The following is a 25,657-nucleotide window of genomic DNA, read 5'->3' on the forward strand; positions in this document are numbered from 1 at the left end:
AATGACAAAACCCAACTGGATTTCAGTTGAGTTTTGATCAGTTATTTTTTGTAGCGATCCTGAGCCTTGCGCGCACGTCCTTTGCGACGGGCTCTTTCTAAATACAGAATCATAGCGAGAATGAAAATTGGAATCAGAATGACCAGGCTTTCAAGAGGAAACTGGAAGGATTTCTCTCTTGCTGGGGCCGCAGTACTTTGGGAATCCGATTGATTCACTGCTCCTTCTTTGACTGGAAGTCCATCAGAAATCTTTTCTGATAGGGTCACCAAGCCTGAATCCGCTTCAACCTGTCCATCTTTGACAACGAGTTTCGGATCCTCTTCTCCCTTTTTGACCGTGGCATAGAAAGGTTGATCTAAGGTGTAGGTCTTTCCATCGATCGTCTGAACACCCTTGTCCAACAACTTCTTATAACTATAATCTGCAAAAGCCTTTTCGATCAAGGCATTACCAAATGGATGTCGATAGTATTCGCCATCCTGGTCGGACCAATCACCAACTCCCATGACTACGGAGATAATTCGTTGGTCTCCTCGTTTAGCGGTTGCGATATAGTTAAAGGCACCACGTGGACTCGAACCTGTCTTCAGACCATCTACTCCTTCAAGAGCATATCTAGCTCCTGGCAAGGAATAGTTATAGGTATCAAAAGTCTCCTCATAAGGCGTTCCTTGTTTTACAGTCACCTTAGCCTGATTGGTATAGCTAAGGATCTCTGGATATTCTTTCACGAAATGATAGACGAGAATCGCCAAATCTCTTGCAGTTGTCTGGTTGGCAGCATCATTTGGATAGTTATAACAGGTATATAAACCTTGGAAGGTTGAAATGGCCGCTCCACTCGGATTGTTCCAAATGGTATTGGTCATCCCCAACTCCTTGGACTTTTCGTTCATCCGCTGAATAAAGGCATCCGCATCGTGGTTAGAAAGGAGATTGGCCAACATAATCGTAGCCACATTGGAGGATGGAACAGCTGTCATGGTAATCAATTCAGAGACCGTATAGTCCACGCCTGCAACGATGTTATTGTTGGAAATCTCATAGATTTTTGACATGGATTGATCCGCAGCTGTTGCAGTGACAACCGTATCTTTGGTAATTTTTCCCTCTTTCATGGTTTCGAAGAGCAGATACAGGGTCATGAGCTTACTCATACTTGCTGGATCCCGCACTTCATCAATATTGTCTCTCCACAAAACATCCCCGGTATTCGCATCGATAACGAGAGAAGACCTTGGTCGGTTATAGGCCTGCACATGATCATTGGGATACATTTTTTGCGCCATATCCACTAGCTCATCCGCCGCAATCGACAGAGGGCGGAGTAGAGATAGAATGACGATTCCTAAAACGAGCAACTTCTTTTTCAAAATATATTTTCCTCAAATATAGAATTTTATCTTATTGTACCATACTTCAATCTATAAAAAAACCTATCTTTCAGGATATTTCAGATAGGTCTCTTTTTTTCAACTGGTTACAGTAGGCTCAAGGCTGCTTGGTCTGCAATAATCACGACATCTGGATGACCTTGAAGGGCACTCGCTGGTAAACTCTCTGTTTTTGGACCATTGACCGTTCCTGCGATTGCTTGCGCCTTTGATTCTCCATAGGCAAAGAGAATGATGGATTTAGCAGCGAGAATGTTTGCAATCCCCATAGAGATGGCTTGAGTTGGAACGTCTTCAATTTTTTCAAAGAAACGAGAGTTGGCTTCAATCGTTGATTGATCCAAATGGACCAAATGCGTTTGGCTGTCAAATGGCGTACCTGGTTCGTTAAAACCAATGTGGCCGTTGCGACCGATCCCTAGAATTTGCAGATCTACTGGATGTTGGGCCAAGATTTCATTGTAATGGGCTGTTTCTTCTTCTGCAGTATCTTCGTTTCCTTTTGGAAGATAGCTAACTTTAAACGGCTTCTCATTGAATAAATTTTCTTGCATAAAGTAACGGTAAGATTGAGGATCTTCTCCCGTCAAGCCGACATACTCATCCAAGTTGACACTGACCATGTCTGAGAAATCCAAATCACTCTCCCGAATCAATTTATAAAATTCAAGTGGACTGCTTCCAGTCGCAAGCCCCAGAGTTTTGGCACCCTGCTCTAACTTTTCTTTTAGCAGGTCAAAAGCAACCTGTCCCCCTTCGATTTGATTAGCTACTTCAATAACTTTCATGATAAATCCTCCGCTTATTTCTTATATTCATTATATGGTATAGACCAATTTTTGTCAAGCGCTTTCTTGATGTTAGAAAAGGATTTTTTACCTTCATCCCTTTAAAATTCGGCTAGTGATTTCCTTTGTTTCACTCTTATTTCATGATATAATGGGGAAGGTTAAATGTAAGAAATAGAAGAATTTAGATACAAGGAGAGAACATGAACACGAATGACTTTGATTTCCACCTCCCCGAGGAGTTAATTGCGCAAACTCCACTAGAGAAGCGCGATGCCTCAAAACTACTAATCCTCAATCGACAAACAGGTCAGATGGAAGACCAGCATTTTGACGCCATTATCAATGAATTAGAACCAGGGGATGCTTTGGTCATGAACAATACCCGTGTCCTTCCGGCTCGTCTCCATGGGGTCAAACCGGATACAGGAGGGCATGTGGAGCTTCTTCTCTTAAAAAATATTGAGGGCGATCAATGGGAGGTTCTTGCTAAACCTGCCAAACGTCTCAAAGAGGGAGGGGTCGTCAGCTTTGGCGATGGACGTCTTCAAGCGACCCTAATCAAAAAGCTGGAACACGGTGGATGTATCGTAGAGTTTTCTTACCAAGGAATTTTCCTTGAAGTCTTGGAAAGTTTAGGAGAAATGCCCCTACCACCTTACATCCATGAAAAATTAGAAGATCAGGAACGTTACCAGACAGTCTATGCCAAAGAAAATGGATCTGCCGCAGCTCCTACTGCTGGCCTCCATTTCACACCTGAGCTCTTACAGAGGATCGAAGACAAAGGGGTTCACTTGGTTTATCTAACCCTTCATGTCGGACTAGGTACCTTCCGTCCTGTATCCGTCGATGATCTCGACCAACATGAAATGCATTCTGAATTTTATCAACTCTCTGAAGAAGCCGCTCAAACTCTTCGACAAGTCAAAGCAAGTGGACACCGCATCGTTGCCGTTGGGACCACTTCTATCCGAACTTTAGAAACAATTGGGAACAAGTTTAATGGAGAGTTACAAGCCGACTCTGGTTGGACCAATATCTTTATCAAACCAGGCTATCAGTGGCAGGTTGTCGACGCCTTTTCAACCAACTTCCACTTACCAAAATCAACCTTAGTCATGCTCGTTTCTGCCTTCGCAGGTCGAGAACTCACTCTGGATGCTTATCAGCACGCTATCGACCAAGGCTACCGTTTCTTTAGCTTTGGAGATGCTATGTTTATCAAATAAGGAGATCCCCTTATGAATAAGATTGAAAGTCGCCACCGCCTGATCCGGTCTATTATTTCAGAAAAGAAAATTCGAACCCAACAAGAATTGCAGGACAGCCTGGAAGCGAACGGTATCATCGTGACCCAGTCCACTCTCTCAAGAGATGTCAAATCCTTGAATCTGGTAAAAATTAACGAAGGGGATAGCTCTTACTATGCCATCAATAGCATTGCCCCATCTCGCTGGGAAAACCGACTGCGTTTTTATATGGAGGATGCCCTTGTCATGCTTCGTCCCGTCCAAAACCAAGTAGTCGTCAAAACCCTACCTGGTTTGGCCCAGTCCTTCGGAGCCATCTTAGATGCCCTTGAATTGCCGCAAATTGTCGCAACCGTCTGTGGGGATGACGTCTGCCTCATCATTTGTGAAGACAATCAGGGAGCTTTGGACTGCTTTGAAAAATTAAAAGAATTCACCCCTCCCTTCTTCTTTAGCAAATAAAAGAAAGAGAGTGGGACAGAAATCGGTAATTCGTTAGAATTCGATTTCGTCGTCCCACCTCCGCACAGTTGAGTAGGGCTGTAAAAGCTGATGAAATCAGCGTAGTAGAGCCCACTCAACCACTGCGTCTTTCTCGACAATCCAAAAATAATTGAGAGGCTAGGACTTTTGTCCCAGCCTCTTTTTTCTAATCTCTATCAGGCTTCCTTGGCTGCTAATCGTCGAATGGTCTCTGCATAGATTTCCATTGCACGATATAAATCATCCAGTTTAGCTCGTTCATTCGCCTGGTGCTCTGTTTGGAGAGCATCAGGGAAGAGGGCCCCATAAGCCACACAATTTTCCATGGTTCGCGCAAAGGTCGCTCCCCCTGAGGACATAGCTGGGGTCTGATCTCCTGTTTCCTCTTGATAGACCGCCATCAGAGTACTCACCAATGGACTGTCTAATGGGACGTAAAGCGGAGCTACATAATCAAACTCTTCATACTGAAGTTGATAGCTAGCCGCTACTTCAGTTAAACGCTCTACCAAGGCATCCTTATCCGCTAAGACAGGGATCCGAATATCGATCCCGATTTCAGATTGCTGTTCATCAATGGAGAGAGTTGCAATATTGAAGGAAAGAGCACCACTTGGTTCATCTTTGATTTTACCAAAGAGAGCTGCTCCTGTCGCATCTTCCCCAACGGCATCTGCGATAAAGAGAAGGGCTGGATGAGGCTGAATCAAGGAAAGACTTTCAGCTAAACCGACAATAGCATTGACACCCTCAGCCGCATCCTTGGAGTGTTTAGACAGACCAAGAACGGTTACTGCTCCTGCTTCTTCTGTATACTTCACACCACTTTGCTCGATGACTGGTAAGAGTTCCTCTAAGCGGTCACCCTTATAAGTCGCCTTATCTGGCACCACATTAAGGGCACGACCAGCTTGTAAGGGATGATCCTCCCAGCCTGGTCCATGGAGCTTCACTTGAAGCAAGCCTTTTTCAGCATAGGTTAATGGGAAGGCCGAATCTGGAGCAAAGCCAAGATCTGCTTTTTCTTCTAGCTGATTGTAGCGGTTCATACAGCGCCAGAGAGTTTCTTCGTCCGTACCAAATATAAAGCGGATCCGTTTGGTAAAGACAACTCCTTGGTCGAGCAGGCTCTTAACTGCGTAAAGCGCCGCAAGCGATGGTCCCTTATCATCTTGTACTCCACGTCCAATCAACCATCCATCTTTCAGAGTCGCCTCAAAAGGTGGCGTTTGCCAATCTTCTAAATCACCGGCTGGAACAACATCCAAGTGACAAAGAACGGCCAGGAGTTCTTCCCCCTGACCGATCTCTGCATATCCATAGTATCCTTCAGGATCTAGATAGGTTTGAAAGCCCATTTCTTGAGCAATTTCTAACGTTTTCTCAAGGACATCTTGGATAGCTTGTCCAAACGGTGTTCCATTTTCACCTTCGTTTAAAACCGAAGGATAAGAAATCAGAGTCTTTAATGAAGCTAGAAAGTCATCTTTGACTTGATTTGTAATCTCAATTTTCATGGAATCACCTCTTTACTTCTTATAGGAATGGAACGAAAGTTCCGAGAAGAAGGAGGGCAATGGTGATCACAATAACGGCAACAACAAGTTTTGCCATGAATTTCCACCAAGTTGCAATGTTGATACGTCCAAGAGCAAGAGCTCCCATTACGATACCAGAAGTTGGTGCAATCAAGTTCAAGACACCAGATGCAGATTGGTAGGCAGTGATAATCAAGCTAGGACGTACATTGACGAATTCTCCCAATGGAGCCATGATACCCATTGTCGCACTGGCAAGACCAGATGAAGATGGGATCAAGAATGACATTGGCAAGTAGAAGATATAAGTCAAGACGATGAAGACTTGAGAAGATAGACCACTGAGTCCTTGTTTACCCCAGTTAAGGATCGTATCTGTAATCATACCGTTGTTCATGATAACTTGGATACCACGTGCGATCGCTACGATCAAGGCTACGCTGAGCAAGTCAGCTGCACCAGTCATGAATGAAGAAATGATTTGTTCTTCTTTCAATCCGTAGACAATACCAATCAAGATACCCATAAAGGCGAAGAGCATTGCTCCTTCAGGGAAGTACCAAGTACCAAGAGCTGCAGTTGAGCCACCAACAATCTTACCAACTACTGGAAGACTAGTTAACCAAGTGTTAAAGTCTTTAAAGAAGGAAATACCTAAGTCACCCCATGGGATGAAACTCAAGACCATCAAAACAAAGGTCAATACAAAGAGTACAAAGACTTGTTTTTGTTTCTTTGAAAGAGTTGAATTAACATTTTCTTCATCTTCACCAACATTGAAGAATTTCATATCTTCTTCACGAGTTGCATAAGTGAGGGATTTAGTTGGATCTTTTTGAATCTTATCTGCATACTTGTATACAAACCAAGTGCTAAGACCAGTCAAGACAACCCAGAAGATCAAACGAAGGATGATCCCTTCACCAAGACCAACACCTGCAGTTGAAGATGCAATACCTGTCGCGAATGGGTTCAAGGTAGATGCCAAACATCCAATCTGTGAACCAAGCAAGATAATGGCTACCCCAGTCAAGCTATCAAATCCAACGGCCATCATAACTGGCACAAGGAGAGGATAGAAGGCCATGGTTTCTTCACCCATACCATAAGTTGTACCACCAAGGGCAAACAAAGGCATAAGCACCAAAATCAACATTTTTTCGCGACCCTTGTATTTCTTCACGATAGAAGCAATACCAGTGTCTAGCATACCAGTTTCATTGACTACACCAAGGAAACCACCAACCATCAAGATGAAGAAGGCTACGTCGATCGCTGCACTAGTTCCTTTAATCAAAGATCCTTCTTCAGGAGTCGTTCCTAGCATAGCACGAATCGGTGCCATCAAGACATCCCAGATACCTTGAGGGTTTTGAGGTTGTGATTTATAAACACCATCGACAAAAGCCCCTGCTGGGATAATCCAAGTCATCACTGCCATAAACGCAATGATGATTAACAATACGGTATAAGATGAAGGCATCTTAAACCCTTTTTTCGCTTTTTCACTCATTTGTTTATCCTCCTAACGCAACAAAGTTTGAGTGAGTCTTTCAAAAGGTTTAACTTTTAGAAAGCGCTTACCTATATGTTTATTTTATCATATTTAAGATTAAAAAACTAGTTTTTCCTAATCTTTTTTAGAAAAAACAAGGGGAGATACTTTGTACAAACTCCTGTAAACATGGGGTTCACTCCCCTCACTCATGTATATGAATTAGTCTTTTACGATAATCGTTCCACTTTCAGACTCAATCAAAGCGCCAAGATTTTCAAGTGAAGTGATGACTGCTTTTCCTTCTGGACGACCATTTACAAAGGCGATGGCAGCTTCTACTTTAGGAAGCATGCTTCCTGGTGCAAATTGATCTTGTTTGATGTACTCTTCCAATTGAGCAACGTTGACATGTTCCAATTTTTCTTGATCTGGTTTGTTGTAGTTTACAAAGACATAGTCCACACCTGTTAAAACGATGAAGAGGTCTGCTTCTACTAATTCAGCCAAACGTTGAGATGCAAAGTCTTTGTCGATAACGGCTTCAACACCAGTCAAGCTACCATTTGCTTCTTTCACAACTGGGATACCGCCACCACCAGCAGCAACCACGACTTGACCGTCGTTCAATAAGGTACGGATAGTATTGATTTCTTTGATATCCACTGGTTTTGGTGAAGCAACAACTTTACGCCAGCCACGACCAGCATCTTCTTTGAAGGTTGCTCCTGATTTTTCAGCTTCTGCTTTTGCTTCTTCTTCTGAGTAGAATGGACCGATTGGTTTGCTCAAGTTAACGAAAGCTGGGTCGTTCTTATCTACAACGACTTGTGTTACAACGGAAGCAACGTCTTTTTCAATTCCTTCTTCAAGAAGAGCATTTTGAAGAGCGTTTTGAAGCCAGTAGCCAATGCTTCCTTCAGTCATTGCAACCAATGAATCCAACGGGAAAGCTGGGTTCTTTTCAGAATCTGCTGCCAAGTGTTGGAGCAAAAGGTTTCCTACTTGAGGACCATTTCCGTGAGTGATGATCAAGTCATCCCCATTTTTGATTAATTTTACTAAGTGTTTTGCTGTTTCTACAAGTGCTTCTTGTTGAGCTTTTGCAGAAGGATCAGATGAAAGGATAGCGTTTCCTCCCAAAGCAACGACGATTTTTCTTGACATAGATTTTCCCTTTCTATAAAAAATAGGGGCAGGACTAAAGCTAGCAGTCCAGCCCCTATAGCTGTTGGTATACGGTTATAAAGTCTTAAACTTTTGGAATGTACAAGTTACCAAGAGTAGCTGCCATCACCGCTTTAATGGTGTGCATACGGTTTTCAGCTTGGTCAAAGTGACGAGCATATTTGCTGCGGAACACTTCGTCAGTAACTTCCATTTCTTCTACGCCGAATTTTTCAGCAACATCTTTACCATAAACAGTGTTTGTGTCGTGGAAAGCTGGCAAGCAGTGCAAGAAGATCAAGTCTTCGTTATCAGCTTTCTTAACCAATTCCATGTTTACTTGGTAAGGTTTCAAAAGGGCAACGCGTTCTGCAAATTTGTCTTCTTCACCCATAGATACCCAAACGTCAGTGTAAAGTACATCCGCACCTTTCACAGCTTCGTCAGCATCTTCAGTGATCAAGATATGAGCGCCACTTTCTTTTGCGAATCCTTCTGCCAATTCAACAATTTCTTGTTCTGGGAAGAGTTCTTTTGGTGAGAAGATATGTACGTTCACACCAAGGATAGCACCTGTTACAAGAAGGCTGTTTGCAACGTTGTTACGTCCGTCACCACAGTACACAAGTGTCAAACCTTCAAGACGTCCAAAGTTTTCTTGAACAGTCAAGTAGTCTGCAAGCATTTGAGTTGGGTGCCATTCGTCAGTCAAACCATTCCATACTGGAACACCTGAGAATTCAGCCAATTCTTCAACCATACGTTGGCTGAAACCACGGAATTCAATACCGTCAAACATACGTCCAAGAACTTTAGCAGTATCTTCTGTAGATTCTTTTTTACCAAGTTGGATGTCGTTTGCACCAAGGTATTCAGGGTGAGCACCAAGGTCGATGGCTGCAGTAGTGAAGGCAGCACGAGTACGAGTTGAAGTTTTTTCAAACAAAAGCGCAATGTTTTTACCAGCTAGGTAGTGGTGTTGGATGTTGCGTTTTTTAAGATCTTTCAAGTGAGCTGAAAGTCCGATAAGGTATTCTAACTCTGCACGTGTAAAGTCTTTTTCTGCTAAAAAGCTACGTCCTTGGAATACTGAAGTTGTCATTAATTATCTCCTTTTATTATGCATGATAAGATCCTGTCAATCAGTTTAGAGGGCTCAGTTTAGACACTGAGCCCGTCTAACCTGTAGAAGGATGATTAGATTTCTTCACGTTCGAATGGCATTGACATACAACGAGGTCCACCACGACCGCGAACCAATTCACTTCCGCGGATCTTGATCAAACGAAGTCCGTATTCTTCTAATTTCTTGTTGGTAACAGTGTTACGGTCGTATACGACTACCACACCAGGTGCGATTGTAAGAGTATTTGATCCGTCGTTCCATTGTTCACGCGCAGCAGCAACGATATTGCCATCTCCACATGGAATCAACGTAACTTTTTCAACACCAAGGTTTTCAGCAAGCAATTCAGCCAAATCACCTTTTTCTTCAACGATCTTCAATTGTTCGTTTTCGTAAGTTACAGAGAAGACGCGAAGGTTACCTTGGATTTCTGGGTGGATTGTGAATTTATCGTAATCCACCATTGTGAATACTGTATCCAAGTGCATGAATTTACGGTTGTTAGCAAATTCGAAGGCCAATACTTTCTTGAAGCCAACGTTCTTCTTGAAGATGTTTACCAACAATTTTTCGATTGATGCAGCATCTGTACGTTGTGAGATACCAACTGCCAATACATCTTTAGAAAGTACCAACTCATCTCCACCTTCGATACGAGTATCTTCTTCACGGTTGTAGACAAGTTCAACTTTTCCACCGTAAACTGGGTGATATTTGAAGATGTATTTACCATACAAAGTTTCACGGTTACGTGTATCTGCGTACATGTGGTTCAATGATACTGCATTACCAATTGTAGCAAATGGGTCACGTGTGAAGTACAAGTTTGGCATTGGGTCGATTGCAAATGGATAGTCAGATTCAACAAGGTCTGTCAATCCTTTTGCTTCTTCAGGAATTTCTGGAAGTTCAGCTTTTTGAACCCCTGCCATTGTTTTTTCAACCAATTCTTGGTTATCTTCAATGCTATGAAGCAATTCACGGATTGCAACTTTTGTTTGGCGTCCACGAATGTTTGCTTCTTCAAGGTATTCTTCGATGAACTGATCGCGAATTTCTGGAGAAGTCAATGACTCAGCAGCCAACTGTTCAAGATAAAGTACTTCGATTCCTTCGTTACGAAGTGCTTCAGCAAATGCGTCGTGTTCTTTTTGAGCATCTTCCAAGAACGGAATATCATCAAAAAGAAGACGTTCAAGATAGTCAGGCATCAAGTTTTCCAACTCTTTACCTGGACGGTGCAAACAAACTTTTTTCAGTTTTCCAATTTCTGAGAAAACATGAATTGGGTGTGTAGACATCTATAGTCCTCCTTTTTTCTTGCGGTTTAGCCTAGCTAATCCCGTTTACATGTTTTATTTTATCACCAACTGGTACCGCTTTCACAACCGATCTTCCATTACGAATGCCAAGAATCTGACGTTTTTTTAAACATTACCCTCGTTTTATGAAATATGAACCGCTTTCTTTGGATATTTTGCTAAATATATTCTTTTTGTGAGTAAATATTTTTTTATTTGATTTTTGAAACTTTTTAACGTTTTTGACAGAAAATAAAAGAAGCCCTACTAGGCTTCTTCTTGAATGTAGACAAAGTTTATTTTACATAAAACACCTAGATGATTTTCAAAAAATGACTTTTATTATTTTGTCATTTAATAAGTTTAAAAACTTTCCTCCGTGAGAAAAGTGCTTGAAACATGATTATTTCAAGCACTCGGGAGTTTTGAAACCTTAGGTTCAAAACTAAGTCATGGAACTTCGTAGAAGTTCGCTGACGTCCGTTCTCACCTAAGGAAAGTTTTTCAGAAGACTTTATCTTCAATCCAAAAGAAGCCCTACTAGGCTTCTTCAAAACTATCTAAAAAGAATGGAAGATCAAGAAAAGTTAATTTCTTATGCTTGTACTCGATTCGCTCCTCTTCTATGAGCTTCTTTAACACTTGATTGACGGTTTCCCTCGTCGTCGCAGCTAATCTAGCCAACTCTTTCATGCTCATTGGAAAAGGAATGGTTGGACCAAACTTTTGATAATCCTTACAGAGTAGAGCTAGGGATTGGACCACACGATCACTGGCACTGGCTGCGACCACATTGCGAAGCCGCAACTCCTGGAATTCCAGAATTTTTGAAAGTTTTCTCGTTATAAAGAGAACTTGTTCCATACTGGACTGAACAATTTCTTCATAAAGCTGAACAGGGATACTGAAATATTTTACCGTTGTCATGGAAGTGGCTGTATAGTGATAAGTTGAATCTGTAAACATACCACCGTATGGGAAGACAGCTCCTTCTTTGATGTAATCCATATACGAGAAGGTGTCAGAAGAGTCAAACTCCTCAATCCGGACATAGCCTTCCACCACTAAAAAGATACGATCGCGTTTATCACCAGCAAAAAATAGGATTTGTCCCTTTGGTATTTCTCTATAATGAAGCTCTACAGCTAATTTATCAAATTTTTCAACTGGAATTTCAGAGAAAGCTGGATGGGATCGAATCAACTGATAATCTTCTTTTGTAATCATTTCTATTCTTTCTTTAGGTTCTTTAGTTATTATATCATATTTATTCACTGACCTCAAAGAATGTCACCAAGATTTTAACCATTAAACCATATTTTGCATAGAAAAAACCTTCCCAAAACTATCTTGGGAAAGGTTCTAATTCCTTAATTGACATTTACACGGTGCCATTCATTGATCACATAGCAGAGTTGACCAAGTAAATGAAGACCGTAACCACTGATCTCCGTACTTTCTGGGGTTGTCCCCCCTAGACCAGCTGTAAAAATCGAGATAAGATAAGGAGTTTGTTCGTAAACAATAGCTTCGACATTCAGGGCTTCCGCTACATAACCAGGTTTTTGCTGAATGACTAAATCTGGTAAATACCGTTTGTAGTATTCATTTGGGAAGGACTCTCCGATTAATTCTAGCAAGGTCCCATACTTTTCTTTGTGGTTCCAAAGATAGTCCAAGACTTGAATATAGTAATCAGATGTCGTTTTGTTTTCAGGACTAATGGTTTTTATTTCTGCACGGGATTTTCCATATTTTTCATACTTCCCATAGACATTGTCCATGCCACCAAAGCGGTCGGCCAAGGCATATGCCGGCGTATTTTCTGAATAGACAAGAGAATAACGTTGCATATCTGGAATCGTCATAGCTCCACCAAAGGCAGCTACATAATTATCGTGCTCTCCAAGGTACTCGTAGTAAGTATTGGTAATATCAAATTCATCCGTTAAGTTTAACTTCCCTGCATCGACTTCATCCACGACTAACATATTGAGGGGCAGTTTATAAGTACTTCCCGCTGTCATTGGCTGCAACTCATTCATCGAAAATTGTTGACCTGTCGCAGGATTTTTATAGGTAAAGGTAATTTGGGAAGGATCAATACCATATTCAGCCATGTAGTCTTGTACAACTTCTACCAAGCCTTTATTGGCATAATCATAGACAAGACCCAAATTCTCCATGGTTTCACGATCTTGATCCATGACGGCTTGTTTCTCCTCAGGAGTTTTGACACGAGGAGGTTGGAGGGGCTGCTTCTCTTGCTTGGACTCAGCTGGTTGAGCCGTCGTTCCCTCTTGAGCAAGAGGCGAAGCTGGAGCCTGATGAAGATGAAGGTAACTTAATGCTCCAACTCCTCCTATACATAGTAAAATTCCCAATACAATCATGATCGATCGAACATTAAATATTTTTTTCATATGAAGTTAATTATAAAAGATTCTCTTTAAAATAACAAGGTATTTCTGAATCAGAAAACGATTTCTTCTGGAAGAAACTTTTTTAGCAATCCCGACTGAATCCTTCCTCCTGTTCCTATGAATCTGTCCCCTTTTGACTGTCTTACTTGCGCTTAAAAGATCCCATAATCAATTTAGCAACTTCACGCGCAATGGTACGGAACAAGGAACTGATAAAGGAATCTTTGGCCTTTTCTATACTAGATTTTCGTGGACGGCCCGGACTCCGTTTTTGGCTAGCCTTCTCTTCTGCAACTCTTGTCTTTTCTTCCGCTTCCCTCTCCTTTTCCTTCTCTTCTCTAGCAGATTTTTCAGTCAATTTTTCATAAGCTGATTCATTGTCTACTCGAACAGCATATTTTTGATGGAAAGGAGAGCTGGTAATCAAGGCCAACTGTTCACTCTCGTTTAACAAATCAAAACTGGATTGTGGAGACAAAATATAGGAGCGCTCAACCACACTTGGTTGCCCCTTTTCATTTAGGAAAGAGACTAGAGCTTCCCCTGTTCCCAACTCCGTCAAGACAGTTTCCGTATCAAACTCTGGGTTTGGTCGGAAACTTTGAGCAGCAACTTTGATAGCCTTCATTTCCTTTGGCGTATAGGCACGCAAAGCATGTTGGACACGATTCCCAAGCTGGGCCAATACAGATTCAGGAAGATCTTGAGGATTCTGTGTAATAAAGTAGATCCCCACTCCTTTAGACCGGATGAGTCGAACGACTTGCTCAACTTTTTCAAGGAAGAGCTTGCTCGCATCATTAAACAAAAGGTGGGCTTCATCAAAGAAGAAGACAAATTTTGGTTTTTCTAGATCTCCAACTTCTGGTAAGGTCTCGAACAGACGAGACAACATCCAGATCAGGAAGGTTGAATAGAGCTTAGGGGAGTTGAAAAGACGAGTCGCTGATAGAATGTTGATGTAGCCTCGTCCACTGCTGTCCAATTGCATAAAATCTTGAAGATCCAAGGCAGGCTCTCCGAAGAATTGATCTGCTCCCTCTTGCTCTAGCACTAACAAGCTTCGTTGAATAGCTCCTACTGATTGTTTACTGATATTGCCGTATTGAGCGGAATAATCTGAGGCATGGTCATAGACTTCCTTCAAAAGACTCTGCAAATCCTTCAAATCAATCAAAGGCCAATTTTTTTCTTTGGCTAATTTAAAGACGATGGCCAAAATCCCTGTTTGCGTTTCGTTGAGTTCCAACAAGCGCGCTAGCAAAAGAGAGCCCATTCCTTCAATCGTAGCACGGACGGGATGGCCTGCTTGACCAAAGACATCCCATAAGCGAACTGGAAAAGCTTGAGGTTCAAAAGGATCTGTAATACCAAGTAGTTTATAGCGCTCTTCCATCTTTGGCGTCCATTGTCCTGCTTTAGCAAGACCTGATAGATCTCCCTTGATATCTGCTAGAAACACCGGAATCCCTTGCTGACTTAATTTTTCAGTTATGACTTTTAGGGTCACGGTTTTCCCTGTACCAGTAGCCCCTGCAATTAACCCGTGGCGGTTGAGCATTTTTAGATAAAGTGGCGTATCCACTGCTCCTTTTGTAATTGTAATACTTGTCATTTTCATTCTCCCTTTTGGTGAGGTACAGTTTTTTTCAGAAAAAGTGACACGGCTTCTTTCTTATGTAGGAAGCCTTTCTCCTCACTTTCACATACTCTTCTAGTGTATCATTTTCAGGTATAAACGCAAGAAATATCCCTCCCAAAACAGGAGAATCATTTTACTCTACTTTGAGCAATTCTAAAAATAAAAAGCCTGAATCGAGGGGCTCCTTTAAGTGACCTCTTGATTCAAACTTTTTTATTATGAAAGCTTATTTAGCTGCTGCATAGAGTTCGTCTACTTTATTCCAGTTGATAACTGAGAAGAAAGCTTTGATGTAGTCAGGACGAACGTTACGGTATTTCACGTAGTAAGCATGTTCCCAGACATCCAAGCCCAAGATTGGTTTCTTCCCTTCTGAGATTGGTGTGTCTTGGTTTGCAGTTGAAGTTACTTCAAGTTTACCTTCTTGGTTAACAACCAACCATGCCCATCCAGAACCGAAACGAGTGGTTGCTGCTGCAGTGAAAGCTGCTTGGAATTCTTCGAATGAACCGAAGGCTTCATCGATTGCTGCTGCAAGTTCTGCTGAAGGAGCTGTTTTTTCAGGAGTCATCAATTCCCAGAAAAGAGCGTGGTTCAAGTGTCCACCACCGTTGTTGATAAGCGCTTGGCGGATATCAGCTGGGATTGATTCTACATCTGCCAACAAAGCTTCAAGGTCTTCACCAATTTCAGGGTGTTTTTCAAGAGCTGCATTTGCATTGTTTACGTAAGTTTGATGGTGTTTATCATGGTGCAAGTGCATTGTTTCAGCATCAATGTATGGTTCCAATGCATCGTATGCGTACGGAAGATCTGGTAAAATAATTGCCATGGAAAATACCTCTATTTCTTTATGTATATAAAAATGATAACGCAATCATCCAATTTATTCAACTATTCTGCTTACACAGATGGGTTGGCCAACTTTAGCAAAGCCAAATCAAATAGATAATCTTTCTCATAGGTTCCCGATTTCATTTGGAAATCGGTATCAATCAACAGACAAATCGCCTGCTCCAAATAAGCTAGAGAAATCCCTCTACTATCTCTTAGAGCAAATTTGACTTGGTAGGGATTCACTTTTCGACCGGTCAGCTCTGATAGGTCTGAAACGATTTGGGATTCTGTTCGTCCCTCTTGCTTCAACAGCTTGACCTGTGTGTAAATACGGAACTGACTCAATAAAATGGCCAAAAGCTTGATTTCATCCTCTCCTTGCAGCCGAAGGTCCTTGACCAAACTGCGGGCGGAATCAATTTCTTTCTTTAGAATCATCTGGATCAGATCAAACAGATTATCCTGGAGTGTCTTTGGAATAGCCTCTTCTATATCTGAGATGGTAATGTTTGAGGATCCCTTGTAGGTTTTAAGAAACTCCAAGTTTTTCTGAATCTCACTAAAATCAAAGCCAGATTTGATCAAAAGTTGGTCGAAGGCTTGTGAATCAATCGCTAGTCCCAAAGACTTGAGCTCTTCCGTGAAATGGGCACGCAACTCCTGTTCCTTTAATTCAGTTGCTTCCAGCAACTGGGCATCCCTTTTTAAGAGCTTGACAATTCTTCGTTTGCTATCCAGTTTTCCTTCCGCAATGACAATCAAGCGAGTCGTTTCTAAAGGTGCCGATAAGTATCCTTCAAAGGACTGCAATTCATCATCTGTCAGGTATCTTTTTTTTGCGGTCGTCACATCGACAAAATGATCCAAAATCACTATTTTTTCATCCGCAAAAAATGGAAGGCTAACCAAGTCAAGCTCGACCTCTGAATAAGCTGTTTCCTTCATGTCAAAATAGGAATAGTTCAAATCAGATGAATCGTAGCCAACTTTCTTTAAAAGTTGCTCTTTCATCCACTCAAACTGACCGATGTCATCCCCTGATAAAACCAGGATAGGAGGAAGGTTCTCGGCACTGATTTTTTTAATTGTTTGTAAAGCCTGCATGTTCTGAAGGTACCTCATTCCACTCTCTAAACTGATGCTGGGTCTGTTCCGATTCCATTTTCTTTTCAAGCGGTGCTTTCTCTAGTGGAGTTGGTGGAGCCGAAACAATCTGGGGAATAGCTGAAAAACTGTTGGGATCCATCAAATGGGATGGCATACTTGGCGAAGAGACATCGGGACTCGTCGAAGCAAATCCTTGAGAAGCATTCTGGTCCGGTTTTGCAAGTCTAGCACTTGGAAGGATCAGGAGACAAGCCAAACAGAGCAAACCCGCAAGAGCTAAGACTAGAAAAATGGAAATAGGAGATAAAAGGTAGAGCAAGATAGGGCCTAGAAATAGGAAAATCAACGACCAATGAAGACCTGCATCTCTCAATCGCCGAACGACTACTGCTTGCTGGGGAACAAAAATAAGATAGAGATAAAGGAGAAAAAAGATGCTGAACCAAGCTGAAACGTTCATCCCGGTCAAGGGAATCACGTCTTCCTCTGATTTCGAATTTGAAAAGAGTAAGACCAATTGGTAAATCCAAAATGGACTGGTAAATAATAAATGCCAAGCTTGGCTAATCCAAAATTCTTTTCTATCTGATTTTCTTGAAAAATCAGCATATTGCATCCAAAACAACTGTAATGATTTCATACTTGTAACCTCATTTCCTTGACTTTATCATAGCAATTTTCAAGCTAGAAATCAAACAGCTCTTATCGAACGGTTTCAATCGTCCACTGATTCCACCCTCTAAAACGAATCGCTCCTTGCTGGTCTGTACGAAAAACAGTCATTTGTAACTCTTTGAAGCGCTCCAAGGTTTCCTGATGAGGATGCTGGTAACGATTTTTTTCGCCCGCAGATATCAAGGCAATTTTTGCTTGGATTTTTTCTAAGAAGGCAGGGTGAGAAGATCCCTTAGAACCATGGTGGCCTGCTTTTAGGACATCTACGCGCAGTCGAGGATAACGGGCTAACAAGGTCTTTTCCCCTTCTTCTTCTAAATCTCCTGTAAAAAGGAAGGACCACCCATAAAAGCGGCCATAAAGGACAATGGAATCGTTATTACTCCCATCTCCTACTTCTACCGGATAGAGGACTTCTGCACGCCCATCAAAGATCGACAATTGATCACCAGCCTCCAACGTTTTTACCGGTAAGTTCAATCGTTTGAGCAGACGGACAAAAGAGTCTTTTTTTAAGCTTCCCTTGGAAATATTTATTTCCTTTATCCTAACCTTAGTCGCAAGCACTTCCAAATCTCCCATGTGATCTGTGTCAGTATGCGTGAGAATCATATGATCAATCTGGTCAATCCCCCTGCTTTTGAGATAAGGGAGCAGGGTTCGTTCTGCATTGCTAGTAGACCTTCGCTTCTTCCATTCCTCCTTTTGGCCAAAGTCCACTTTTCCTCCTGTATCAATTAAGATCGTTTTCCCTCGCCAATCACGCAACAAAATACTATCACCTTGACCAATATCAATGATGGTAATCTCATTTTCTAAAGGATGCTTCACAAGGGCGAATATAGAGCATATTAAGAGTAGAAAAAGATATCTCCACTTCTTAACCTTTCGCATCTCATAGAGACAAGCTAACAAGCACAATAGCAAGATGAAAAAATAGATGCTTGGCTGCCCGAAAACCAAAGATTGACTAGTGAAGCTTGCTAGATACTCCATACTTTTTTCCATCCAGACGAAGAAAGGATTCCAGAAGGTCAAGGGATAAAGAAAAGAAAGGAGAAAGACGACACTCAGTCCTGGCAACAACAGAAGGTCAAATAAGAGAGAAAAAATAAAGGTTAGAGGAAGGGACCAGGGTTGGTATTCTCCAAAGAAAAAAATGAGAAAAGGAAGAACCCCTAGTGTTAACACTAGACTCTCCTTGATGACTTTTCGGATTCCCTCCTTCTCCTCTTCGGAAGAGGTTAGCGTCAATATAAAGGCGTAGGCACAGGATAAGAGACCTCCAGCAGTCAACAAGGAGGATGGTAAAAGAAGGACTAATAAGAGGAGAGTGACCCCCATATTTTCCATTCCTTTGAGCCCAGCCTGGGCTAGGAGTTTCTGTAAGAGGCTTCGAACGACCGAAACCGAAAAGCCTGTCATCCCAGCATAAAGAAGCGAAAATGGATAGAGGAGGTAGGCAACCTTTTCCTGCTCCAATCCCAAGCGGAGAAAGAAGCGCCGAAAGACATCTAAGAAGAAGGCAACCTGCATGCCCGACAAGGCAAACAGATGGATAATCCCCAAGTTCGAATACAGCTGGCTCATTTCTTCAAACTCCACATCTAAAAAACCAAAAAGCAAGCCCGTCATGTAGTGACTCATGGGTTGGGGAAAATGCTGGTGAACCCATACAAGGGCCTTTCGCCTCCAACTAGACAGCAGCCCTATGAAATCTCTAGGCTCAGCAGGTCTCTTTTCAAGAATGTGACTGATTTTCAAAAGGTGATAAATCCCTTGTGTTTTCAGATAAGCCTGGTAATCAAAGCCCATAAAATTACGCTGTTTTGTCGGTGTTTCCAATTCCCCTTTGATCCGTAATTCTAGCCCATGATCCAGGTGTTTAAAATAGGCTTGTTCTTCCTCTGACTGAAGCTGGTAGAAAACCTGAAAAGTACGGCTACCTGACTTGGCACGAAAGGATAAAGCATCTCCATTCACCTTGATGGTGTCCGGTAAAAGCTGAATGACCCTTGGGACCCTATGATCGCTTGACTCTTGTTTTCCCTGTTCGATCCGGAAAGCAAAACAAAGGGTAAAGAGGGAAAGAAACCCTATGAGGCACAGAAATCGTTTGCCATCGTAGCGTCTTCTAAACAAGATGAAGAAGGCCAGAAGGAAGAACGAAGCGAGCCAGTGTCCCGTGTAGATCCAATAATAGAGAGATAAGACCGGCAGGGTGAGATGAAAGGGATGAATGTTGAGACTTCTAATCCACTGTAACATGCTCTTTTAACTTTTCTAGCGTCTTTTGACCAATCCCAGAAACATTTTTCAGTTCATCAACAGACTGAAATTTCCCTTTTTCCTCTCGATAAGCAATGATATCTTGGGCTCGCTTTTGACCTATCCCTGAAATCGTCTGTAGTTCTGCTTCTGTTGCCGTATTGAGATTGACCTTTCCATCTTTTGACTGCTTTTCGCCACCGGTCGTCCCAGCAGATGCAGATGCGGACGCAACAGGCGCTACCTCCTCTCCATTCTTAGCAACATAGACGATGGACTCATCCTCCAATTTTTGCGCTAAGTTGACGGATTGGCTGTTGGCTTCGTCTGTCATCCCTCCTGCTTTTTGGACAGCATCATAGACCCGGCTCCCCACTGGCAGTTCGTAGACCCCTGCTTGTCTGACAGCTCCCTTCACATCCACCATGATTTTCTCTTGAGAGGAGTCCGTCTTTTCCTCACCCCTCTGTTGAGAGCTAGATGGGAGGCTGGTGTCTTCCTTAGGAGAAGCCTCCTGATCCACCATTTCTAACTGTGAAATGACAGTTTCCGGTGCTTGTGGAGGTTGCTTAGGCCAAAAGAGAAATATTCCTCCCATCACTAGCCCCACAGTAGCCAAACCTAAAAACAGTTTATATTCCTTAATCTTCTCAATCCACGTCTCCATAAATACCCCTTTTATTTTTATTATTCGTAAAAAAACGAAGAAATAAAAAAAAGAATGTCAAAAATCACATGATTTTTGACATTCTTTTTATCTAGAGTACTGCTTAGTCTTTCCGATGCTTGTCCGGATCCCAAACAAAACTAGCGATATAACTAAACAAGAGGGTCAGTAAAGCGACAACCAAGACAAATGGCAGCAGTAAAAACTTCAACAAACGGATGAGGATAAAAGGTTTCCGGTCATTGCGCAGTGCCTGAGATTCCGCATCTAAGCGATCAAACTCAGCCTGGATACGTCTTGCAACTTCTTCCACTCCCTCATCATTCATTTTTGCAATATCAGAGATATCAATAGGGTGCCCAAAGTTCATGTCAATCCGTTCACAGGTCGCTAGTCCTTTCAAAGTCATTGGACCCGTATAAGTGACAGGCATAATACGTACCTTGGCCATCTTGGCAATCACGGCAACTCCACCCTTAACATCCTGAGAATGGCGACTTCCACTTGGAAACATAATCAAGGAACGCTTGCTTTTTTTGAGCATATTCACTGGGTATTTAATTGCTACTGCACCTGGATTTTCACGGTCAATTGGGAAAGCCCCGCACATGCGAATCCACCATCCAAAAATCCGATTGGTAAAGAGTTCCTTCTTAGCCATAAAGATAAATTGCTTGGGTTTTGTCGCAAAGGCCATGTAGACCGGATCCCACCAAGTTCGATGAGGAGCTACGAGAATGTAATTTTCCTCTTGACTCGGAATCAGTTCCTTATGATGGTAATGAGCATTTCCATTCAGAACCCATAAAATAAAGGTCACTAAGCCACGTAAATAGGTATAAAACATGCTTTCTCCTTTGATAATTCTCTTGTTTATCCATTATACCGTATCCTTCTCTTCCCCGCAAATCTTTTCAAAAACTTGATGACTCAACAAACTGACTGCATCTAGTCTTTTTCTTAAAAAAATGATATGATGTTTTTATGGAAATGAATGAATTAAAGGGATTAACCCATGAAGAGGTCCGCAAAAAAATACAGCGTGGCCAAACCAACGAATTTAAAGCGAATACCAGTACCAGTACCTGGCAAATCATCAAGCGCAATGTCTTCACCTTGTTTAATGCTTTGAACTTTGTGATCGCCCTCGCTTTGGTTGCGGTACAAGCCTGGAGCAATCTGGTCTTTTTTGCAGTCATCTGCTTTAATGCCTTATCCGGGATTGCTACAGAGCTCCGCGCTAAACGGATGATTGATAAATTGAACTTGATGAGTAAGGAGCTCGTCACTGTCATCCGAGCCGGGGAAGAGGAAACCATTGATCCAGAGGAAATCGTCCTTGGCGACCTGATTAAGCTATCTGCTGGAGACCAAATTCCGAGTGATGCCATCGTTCAAAAGGGAGTTGCTGAAGCCAACGAAGCCATGCTGACGGGAGAAAGTGACTTGGTTCTCAAGGAAGAGGGAGATGAACTTCTATCCGGTAGCTTCTTAGCGAGTGGCCAGGTCTACGCTCGTGTCAAACGTGTGGGGGCCAATAACTATGCTAATAAATTGATGGTTGAGGCGAAAACTCTCAAACCCATCAACTCTCGCATCCTCTACAATCTCGCAAAAATCTCTAGTTTTACTGGAAAGATTATTATCCCATTTGGAATCGCCCTCTTCTGTGAAGCCTTTTTGATTAAACTGCTTCCAGTGAAAGATTCTGTGATTACCTCTTCCACTGCTCTCCTGGGCATGTTGCCAAAAGGAATTGCCCTTCTGACAGTGACCTCTCTCTTGACAGCCGTGATCAAGTTGGGGATGCGCAAGGTCTTGGTCCAAGAGATGTACTCTGTGGAAACCCTGGCTCGTGTCGATACTCTTTGTTTGGATAAGACAGGAACCATCACCCAAGGAAAAATGACCGTCAAAGGCATTCACTCCCTGTCTGAACACTTTTCTGAAGAAACTATCGAAGTTATTCTCGCTGCCTATATGCAAAATTCTGAGGATAACAACCCAACTGCCCAAGCTATCCGCAAAGCATATGGCGAGTTAGAACACGCTTATACAGCAGAATCAATCATTCCATTTTCAAGTGATCGAAAATGGGGGGCCATGACCCTGACCAACTTGGGGACCGTTTATTTAGGGGCCCCAGAAATGCTCCTCAAAGAAAATCCTCCAGCGGTATTGGAAGCCCAAGCCCATGGATCACGGGTCTTGATCTTAGCTCGCAGTGTGGAAGCCATTGATATGCATGATTTGACTTTGCCAAGTGATGTAGAAGCGATCGCCGTCATTGAAATCCTCGATCCAATCCGCGAAGGGGCTGCCGAAACCTTGGATTATCTTCGCTCCCAAGATGTAGATCTCAAAATCATCTCTGGTGATAATCCAGTCACTGTTTCTTACATTGCTAAGGAAGCTGGTTTTGAAAGCTACGAAAGTTATATTGACTGTTCTAAGATTGAGGACGATGAGTTGGTGGACCTAGCTGAAAGTACAGCCATTTTTGGACGGGTTTCTCCTCATCAAAAGAAACTCTTGATTCAAACCCTCAAGGCTGCTGGTCGAACCACTGCCATGACAGGGGACGGGGTCAATGATATCCTAGCCTTACGAGAAGCTGACTGCTCCATCGTGATGGCCGAAGGCGATCCTGCAACTCGTCAAATTGCCAATCTCGTCTTGTTAAACTCTGACTTTAATGATGTTCCAGAAATTCTCTTTGAAGGTCGTCGGGTCGTCAATAACATTGGACGAATCGCTCCTATCTTCTTTATTAAGACGATCTACTCCTTCATTCTGGCGATTATTTGTATCGCAAGTGCCCTTTTATTTGACATCAACTACTTGTTGATCTTCCCATTTATTCCGATTCAGATTACACTGATTGACCAGTTTGTCGAAGGATTCCCTCCATTTGTCTTGACCTTTGAACGAAACATTAAGCCAGTGGAAAAACACTTCCTCAAACGCTCCTTGCATCTGGCCTTACCAAATGCCTTGATGGTTGTCTTTAGCGTCTTATTTGTTCGTTTATGGGGAGCTCATCATGGCTGGTCTAGCCTGGACATGTCTACCCTTTCCTACTACTTGTTAGGATCTATTGGCTTCTTGTCCGTTATTCGGGCTTGCTTGCCACTCAATATCTGGCGAGGTCTCTTAATTATCTTCTCTGTCTGCGGTTTCTATCTCTCTGCCTTTTACTTGAAAGGTCTGATTGAAATCGGAACATTGACAGCTGTGACCTTCCCAGTCTACCTTGCCTTGATGGCTCTCTTTACGGGAATCTTCATCTTGGCGACCATTTATCAAAAATATGAATTTGATTAAACAACTCTTTGATAAGGATGGAACAAAGGTTCTGTCCTTATTTTTTCTTATCCCTTTCTATGCTTTTCCCCGCCCTCTTTTCATGCTATAATAGAGCCATGAACGATATCGAATTAAAAGACGGCGAACGCGTCAACCAACTATTTTCAAGCGATGTGAAAATCATTCAAAATAGAGAAGTTTTTAGCTATTCCATTGATAGTGTCCTTTTGTCACGCTTTCCCAAGTTGCCCAACCGTGGTCTGATTGTCGATCTTTGTGCCGGCAATGGTGCTGTCGGACTCTTTGCTAGCACGCGCACCAAAGCCACCATCGTTGGAGTGGAGATACAAGAAAGACTAGCAGACATGGCAGAGCGTTCCATCCATTTGAATGGCCTCTCCGACCGCATGTCCATGATTACCGATGATTTAAAAAATTTGCCCCACCATTTCCCTGGTAGTAAAATCGACCTTATTCTCTGTAATCCTCCCTACTTTAAAGTAGACGAGCACTCCAATTTAAATGAGAGCCCTCATTATTTGCTAGCCCGTCATGAGATCACCACCAATTTGGACCAAATTTGTCAAGTGGCCCAACGGACTCTCAAGTCCAATGGCCGACTCGTCATGGTGCATCGTCCGGATCGCTTCTTAGATATCATTGAAACCATGAAACACTACAATCTGGCTCCTAAACGGATTCAATTTGTCTATCCCAAGGTCCATAAAGATGCCAACATGCTTCTCATTGAGGCCATTAAAGATGGATCGCGAGATGGTCTGAAAATTCTGCCTCCACTGTTCATCCATGAGGAAGATGGAAGCTATACGCCGGAGATTCATGAGATTTATTATGGAAACTAAAGCTTATATGTATGTAGTCCAGTGTGCAGATGGGACCCTTTATACTGGCTACACCACCGATATCGAACGCCGTATCAAAACCCACAATGCTGGCAAAGGCGCCAAATATACACGTCCCAGACTTCCTGTGACCTTGATCTACCAAGAGTCTTTCCCCGACAAAAGAGCTGCTATGTCAGCCGAAGCACTCTTTAAACGGAAGAGCCGAGAGGAAAAACTGACCTATATCAAGCATCAACAATCTAAACTAGATCCAGAATAGAGGTAACCTAAATGATCTAACAATCATCTGTTTGCATGCTAAAAGGAGCCACAAGAGCTCCTTTTTTTAATCATCTAGGATTCGTCATCAAGGGTCTTCAAAAATGCCCAATTTCCAACACTTTGTTTTCCATAGTCAAGCACCATAGAATCTAATAGAACGAATTCATTTTTTTCATAGAAAAAGACATTTTGCTGGGTACTGGTAATCAAGCCTAGACGCTTACAACCTTTGGCCTTGACGTAAGGCTCAATCCCGTTTTGGAGAAAATGACTACCAACACCTTGGCCCTGAATAGTTGGGCTCACAGCAAACATCATTAAATACCAGTCGAAGTTTCCGGATTTTTTCAAATGTTGCTCCGAACGCTCCACCAGGTCCAGATATTTCATTAATTTCCAAGGGCTAATGTAACGGAATAACTTAAAAATTCCATTTAGTAGGTAAGAGACCATTGAGAAATCTTTTTGTTGCAAGAGTCCTACAGCTATAATTTCTCCATCTCGTTCAGCAACTAGGCAAGTTTCCCCTTTGATGTAGAGCTTGACTAACAAGGTATGCAATAGCTCAATAAAGGCCGGAAAGTATTCAGGCTTTTTTAAATCTTCAATGACGGTTAAAAATGGATAATTCATAAAAGCATCAGCGCAGACTTTTCCAATTAGCTTGTACTCATCTAGCCTTGCTTCTCTATATACGATCCTTTCCATACGCCAACTCCTTCATTCTAATAAGTCCATTATACTGTAAAATACTCTTTTTTTCGATTGCAATATGAAATTATCACATAAATTCTTACAAATCCGAAGCCATTTGAATAGTGAATGAAAGCTTAATCAGATTTATGAACATTGGGAACCAATTTTTGATGAATGACGGAACTACTCCTGCATAGAAACAAAAAAATAGTCCTTCTAGATTTTTCTAGAAAGACTATTTGATACGTTAGGAACTAAGAAAATTAAATACGCTCTTTCCAAGAAGTTGCGACTTGGTCTAAGACTTGGTTGAGCTCTTCAATGTTGCGACGACCTTCGGTACGCAACCATTCACGAGCTG

The 25,657-nt window shown here is 42.2% G+C and carries 22 protein-coding genes; 5 read left to right on the plus strand and 17 right to left on the minus strand.

Going from position 1 to position 25,657, the window contains the following annotated elements:
* Nucleotides 1–41 precede the first annotated feature (41 nt).
* Together LXO72_RS04845 and LXO72_RS04850 are read right to left on the minus strand one after the other, a co-directional pair.
* Nucleotides 42–1,376: a DUF1958 domain-containing protein gene (locus LXO72_RS04845; protein ID WP_233331681.1), complete on the minus strand. Its 1,335-nt coding sequence runs from the start codon at nucleotides 1,374–1,376 to the stop codon at nucleotides 42–44.
* A gap of 107 nt (nucleotides 1,377–1,483) precedes the next feature.
* Nucleotides 1,484–2,185 (minus strand): glucosamine-6-phosphate deaminase, encoded by a 702-nt coding sequence (locus LXO72_RS04850; protein WP_233331682.1) that lies wholly within the window; start codon nucleotides 2,183–2,185, stop codon nucleotides 1,484–1,486.
* Nucleotides 2,186–2,388: 203 nt separating this feature from the next.
* Between LXO72_RS04850 and queA the strand changes: the two genes are divergently transcribed.
* Both queA and LXO72_RS04860 read left to right on the plus strand, forming a co-directional pair.
* On the plus strand, nucleotides 2,389–3,417 hold the full coding sequence (queA, locus tag LXO72_RS04855) for a tRNA preQ1(34) S-adenosylmethionine ribosyltransferase-isomerase QueA (RefSeq protein ID WP_061563762.1): 1,029 nt from the start codon (nucleotides 2,389–2,391) through the stop codon (nucleotides 3,415–3,417).
* 12 nt (nucleotides 3,418–3,429) lie between these two features.
* Nucleotides 3,430–3,900, plus strand: coding sequence for an arginine repressor (locus LXO72_RS04860; protein ID WP_048689219.1), 471 nt, complete (start codon nucleotides 3,430–3,432; stop codon nucleotides 3,898–3,900).
* A gap of 197 nt (nucleotides 3,901–4,097) precedes the next feature.
* Here LXO72_RS04860 and LXO72_RS04865 read toward each other — a convergent pair whose 3' ends face one another.
* The 14 genes from LXO72_RS04865 to LXO72_RS04930 all read right to left on the minus strand — a co-directional run bounded on the left by LXO72_RS04865 (nucleotide 4,098) and on the right by LXO72_RS04930 (nucleotide 21,014).
* Nucleotides 4,098–5,438: a dipeptidase gene (locus LXO72_RS04865; RefSeq protein WP_233331683.1), complete on the minus strand. Its 1,341-nt coding sequence runs from the start codon at nucleotides 5,436–5,438 to the stop codon at nucleotides 4,098–4,100.
* A gap of 19 nt (nucleotides 5,439–5,457) precedes the next feature.
* Nucleotides 5,458–6,972, minus strand: a complete 1,515-nt coding sequence (locus LXO72_RS04870; protein ID WP_154858546.1) for a YfcC family protein — start codon at nucleotides 6,970–6,972, stop codon at nucleotides 5,458–5,460.
* Between the two features lie 204 nt (nucleotides 6,973–7,176).
* On the minus strand, nucleotides 7,177–8,121 hold the full coding sequence (arcC, locus tag LXO72_RS04875) for a carbamate kinase (protein ID WP_048789627.1): 945 nt from the start codon (nucleotides 8,119–8,121) through the stop codon (nucleotides 7,177–7,179).
* Nucleotides 8,122–8,206: 85 nt separating this feature from the next.
* Entirely contained in the window at nucleotides 8,207–9,223 is a 1,017-nt protein-coding gene (gene argF, locus LXO72_RS04880) for an ornithine carbamoyltransferase (RefSeq protein ID WP_023022690.1), read from the minus strand.
* 95 nt (nucleotides 9,224–9,318) lie between these two features.
* The gene (arcA, locus tag LXO72_RS04885) at nucleotides 9,319–10,548 is read right to left on the minus strand and encodes an arginine deiminase (RefSeq protein WP_009732527.1); all 1,230 of its coding nucleotides are present in this window, start codon (nucleotides 10,546–10,548) and stop codon (nucleotides 9,319–9,321) included.
* Nucleotides 10,549–11,088: 540 nt separating this feature from the next.
* Complete coding sequence (locus LXO72_RS04890) at nucleotides 11,089–11,775, minus strand: Crp/Fnr family transcriptional regulator (RefSeq protein WP_233331684.1); 687 nt, start codon at nucleotides 11,773–11,775, stop codon at nucleotides 11,089–11,091.
* A 143-nt stretch (nucleotides 11,776–11,918) separates the two neighbouring features.
* Entirely contained in the window at nucleotides 11,919–12,971 is a 1,053-nt protein-coding gene (locus tag LXO72_RS04895; protein ID WP_233331685.1) for a serine hydrolase, read from the minus strand.
* Nucleotides 12,972–13,113: 142 nt separating this feature from the next.
* Entirely contained in the window at nucleotides 13,114–14,586 is a 1,473-nt protein-coding gene (locus LXO72_RS04900) for a helicase HerA-like domain-containing protein (protein ID WP_233331686.1), read from the minus strand.
* Nucleotides 14,587–14,839: 253 nt separating this feature from the next.
* Nucleotides 14,840–15,445: a superoxide dismutase SodA gene (gene sodA, locus LXO72_RS04905; RefSeq protein WP_125375080.1), complete on the minus strand. Its 606-nt coding sequence runs from the start codon at nucleotides 15,443–15,445 to the stop codon at nucleotides 14,840–14,842.
* Between the two features lie 71 nt (nucleotides 15,446–15,516).
* Nucleotides 15,517–16,554 (minus strand): DNA polymerase III subunit delta, encoded by a 1,038-nt coding sequence (gene holA / locus LXO72_RS04910; RefSeq protein WP_233331709.1) that lies wholly within the window; start codon nucleotides 16,552–16,554, stop codon nucleotides 15,517–15,519.
* Nucleotides 16,532–17,197, minus strand: coding sequence for a DUF805 domain-containing protein (locus LXO72_RS04915; RefSeq protein WP_233331687.1), 666 nt, complete (start codon nucleotides 17,195–17,197; stop codon nucleotides 16,532–16,534). The genes holA and LXO72_RS04915 overlap by 23 nt, the downstream gene beginning before the upstream one ends.
* A 62-nt stretch (nucleotides 17,198–17,259) precedes the next feature.
* Nucleotides 17,260–19,500: a DNA internalization-related competence protein ComEC/Rec2 gene (locus LXO72_RS04920; RefSeq protein WP_233331688.1), complete on the minus strand. Its 2,241-nt coding sequence runs from the start codon at nucleotides 19,498–19,500 to the stop codon at nucleotides 17,260–17,262.
* The gene (locus LXO72_RS04925; RefSeq protein ID WP_233331689.1) at nucleotides 19,484–20,167 is read right to left on the minus strand and encodes a helix-hairpin-helix domain-containing protein; all 684 of its coding nucleotides are present in this window, start codon (nucleotides 20,165–20,167) and stop codon (nucleotides 19,484–19,486) included. The genes LXO72_RS04920 and LXO72_RS04925 overlap by 17 nt, the downstream gene beginning before the upstream one ends.
* A 103-nt stretch (nucleotides 20,168–20,270) precedes the next feature.
* Nucleotides 20,271–21,014 (minus strand): lysophospholipid acyltransferase family protein, encoded by a 744-nt coding sequence (locus LXO72_RS04930; protein ID WP_233331690.1) that lies wholly within the window; start codon nucleotides 21,012–21,014, stop codon nucleotides 20,271–20,273.
* A gap of 137 nt (nucleotides 21,015–21,151) precedes the next feature.
* Between LXO72_RS04930 and LXO72_RS04935 the strand changes: the two genes are divergently transcribed.
* The 3 genes from LXO72_RS04935 to LXO72_RS04945 all read left to right on the plus strand — a co-directional run bounded on the left by LXO72_RS04935 (nucleotide 21,152) and on the right by LXO72_RS04945 (nucleotide 24,598).
* Nucleotides 21,152–23,491, plus strand: a complete 2,340-nt coding sequence (locus LXO72_RS04935) for an HAD-IC family P-type ATPase (RefSeq protein WP_129268766.1) — start codon at nucleotides 21,152–21,154, stop codon at nucleotides 23,489–23,491.
* 98 nt (nucleotides 23,492–23,589) lie between these two features.
* Nucleotides 23,590–24,336 (plus strand): tRNA1(Val) (adenine(37)-N6)-methyltransferase, encoded by a 747-nt coding sequence (locus tag LXO72_RS04940; protein WP_233331691.1) that lies wholly within the window; start codon nucleotides 23,590–23,592, stop codon nucleotides 24,334–24,336.
* On the plus strand, nucleotides 24,326–24,598 hold the full coding sequence (locus LXO72_RS04945; protein ID WP_048689170.1) for a GIY-YIG nuclease family protein: 273 nt from the start codon (nucleotides 24,326–24,328) through the stop codon (nucleotides 24,596–24,598). Before LXO72_RS04940 ends, LXO72_RS04945 begins: the two co-directional genes overlap by 11 nt.
* 74 nt (nucleotides 24,599–24,672) lie before the next feature.
* On the opposite strand, the gene LXO72_RS04950 is transcribed toward LXO72_RS04945, so the two are convergent.
* A complete protein-coding gene (locus LXO72_RS04950; protein ID WP_233331692.1) occupies nucleotides 24,673–25,308 on the minus strand; it encodes a GNAT family N-acetyltransferase in 636 nt (211 codons plus the stop codon).
* Nucleotides 25,309–25,657 lie beyond the last annotated feature (349 nt).

It is taken from the genome of Streptococcus sp. XMC (genome assembly GCF_021341835.1).
Classification (GTDB): Bacteria; Bacillota; Bacilli; order Lactobacillales; family Streptococcaceae; genus Streptococcus.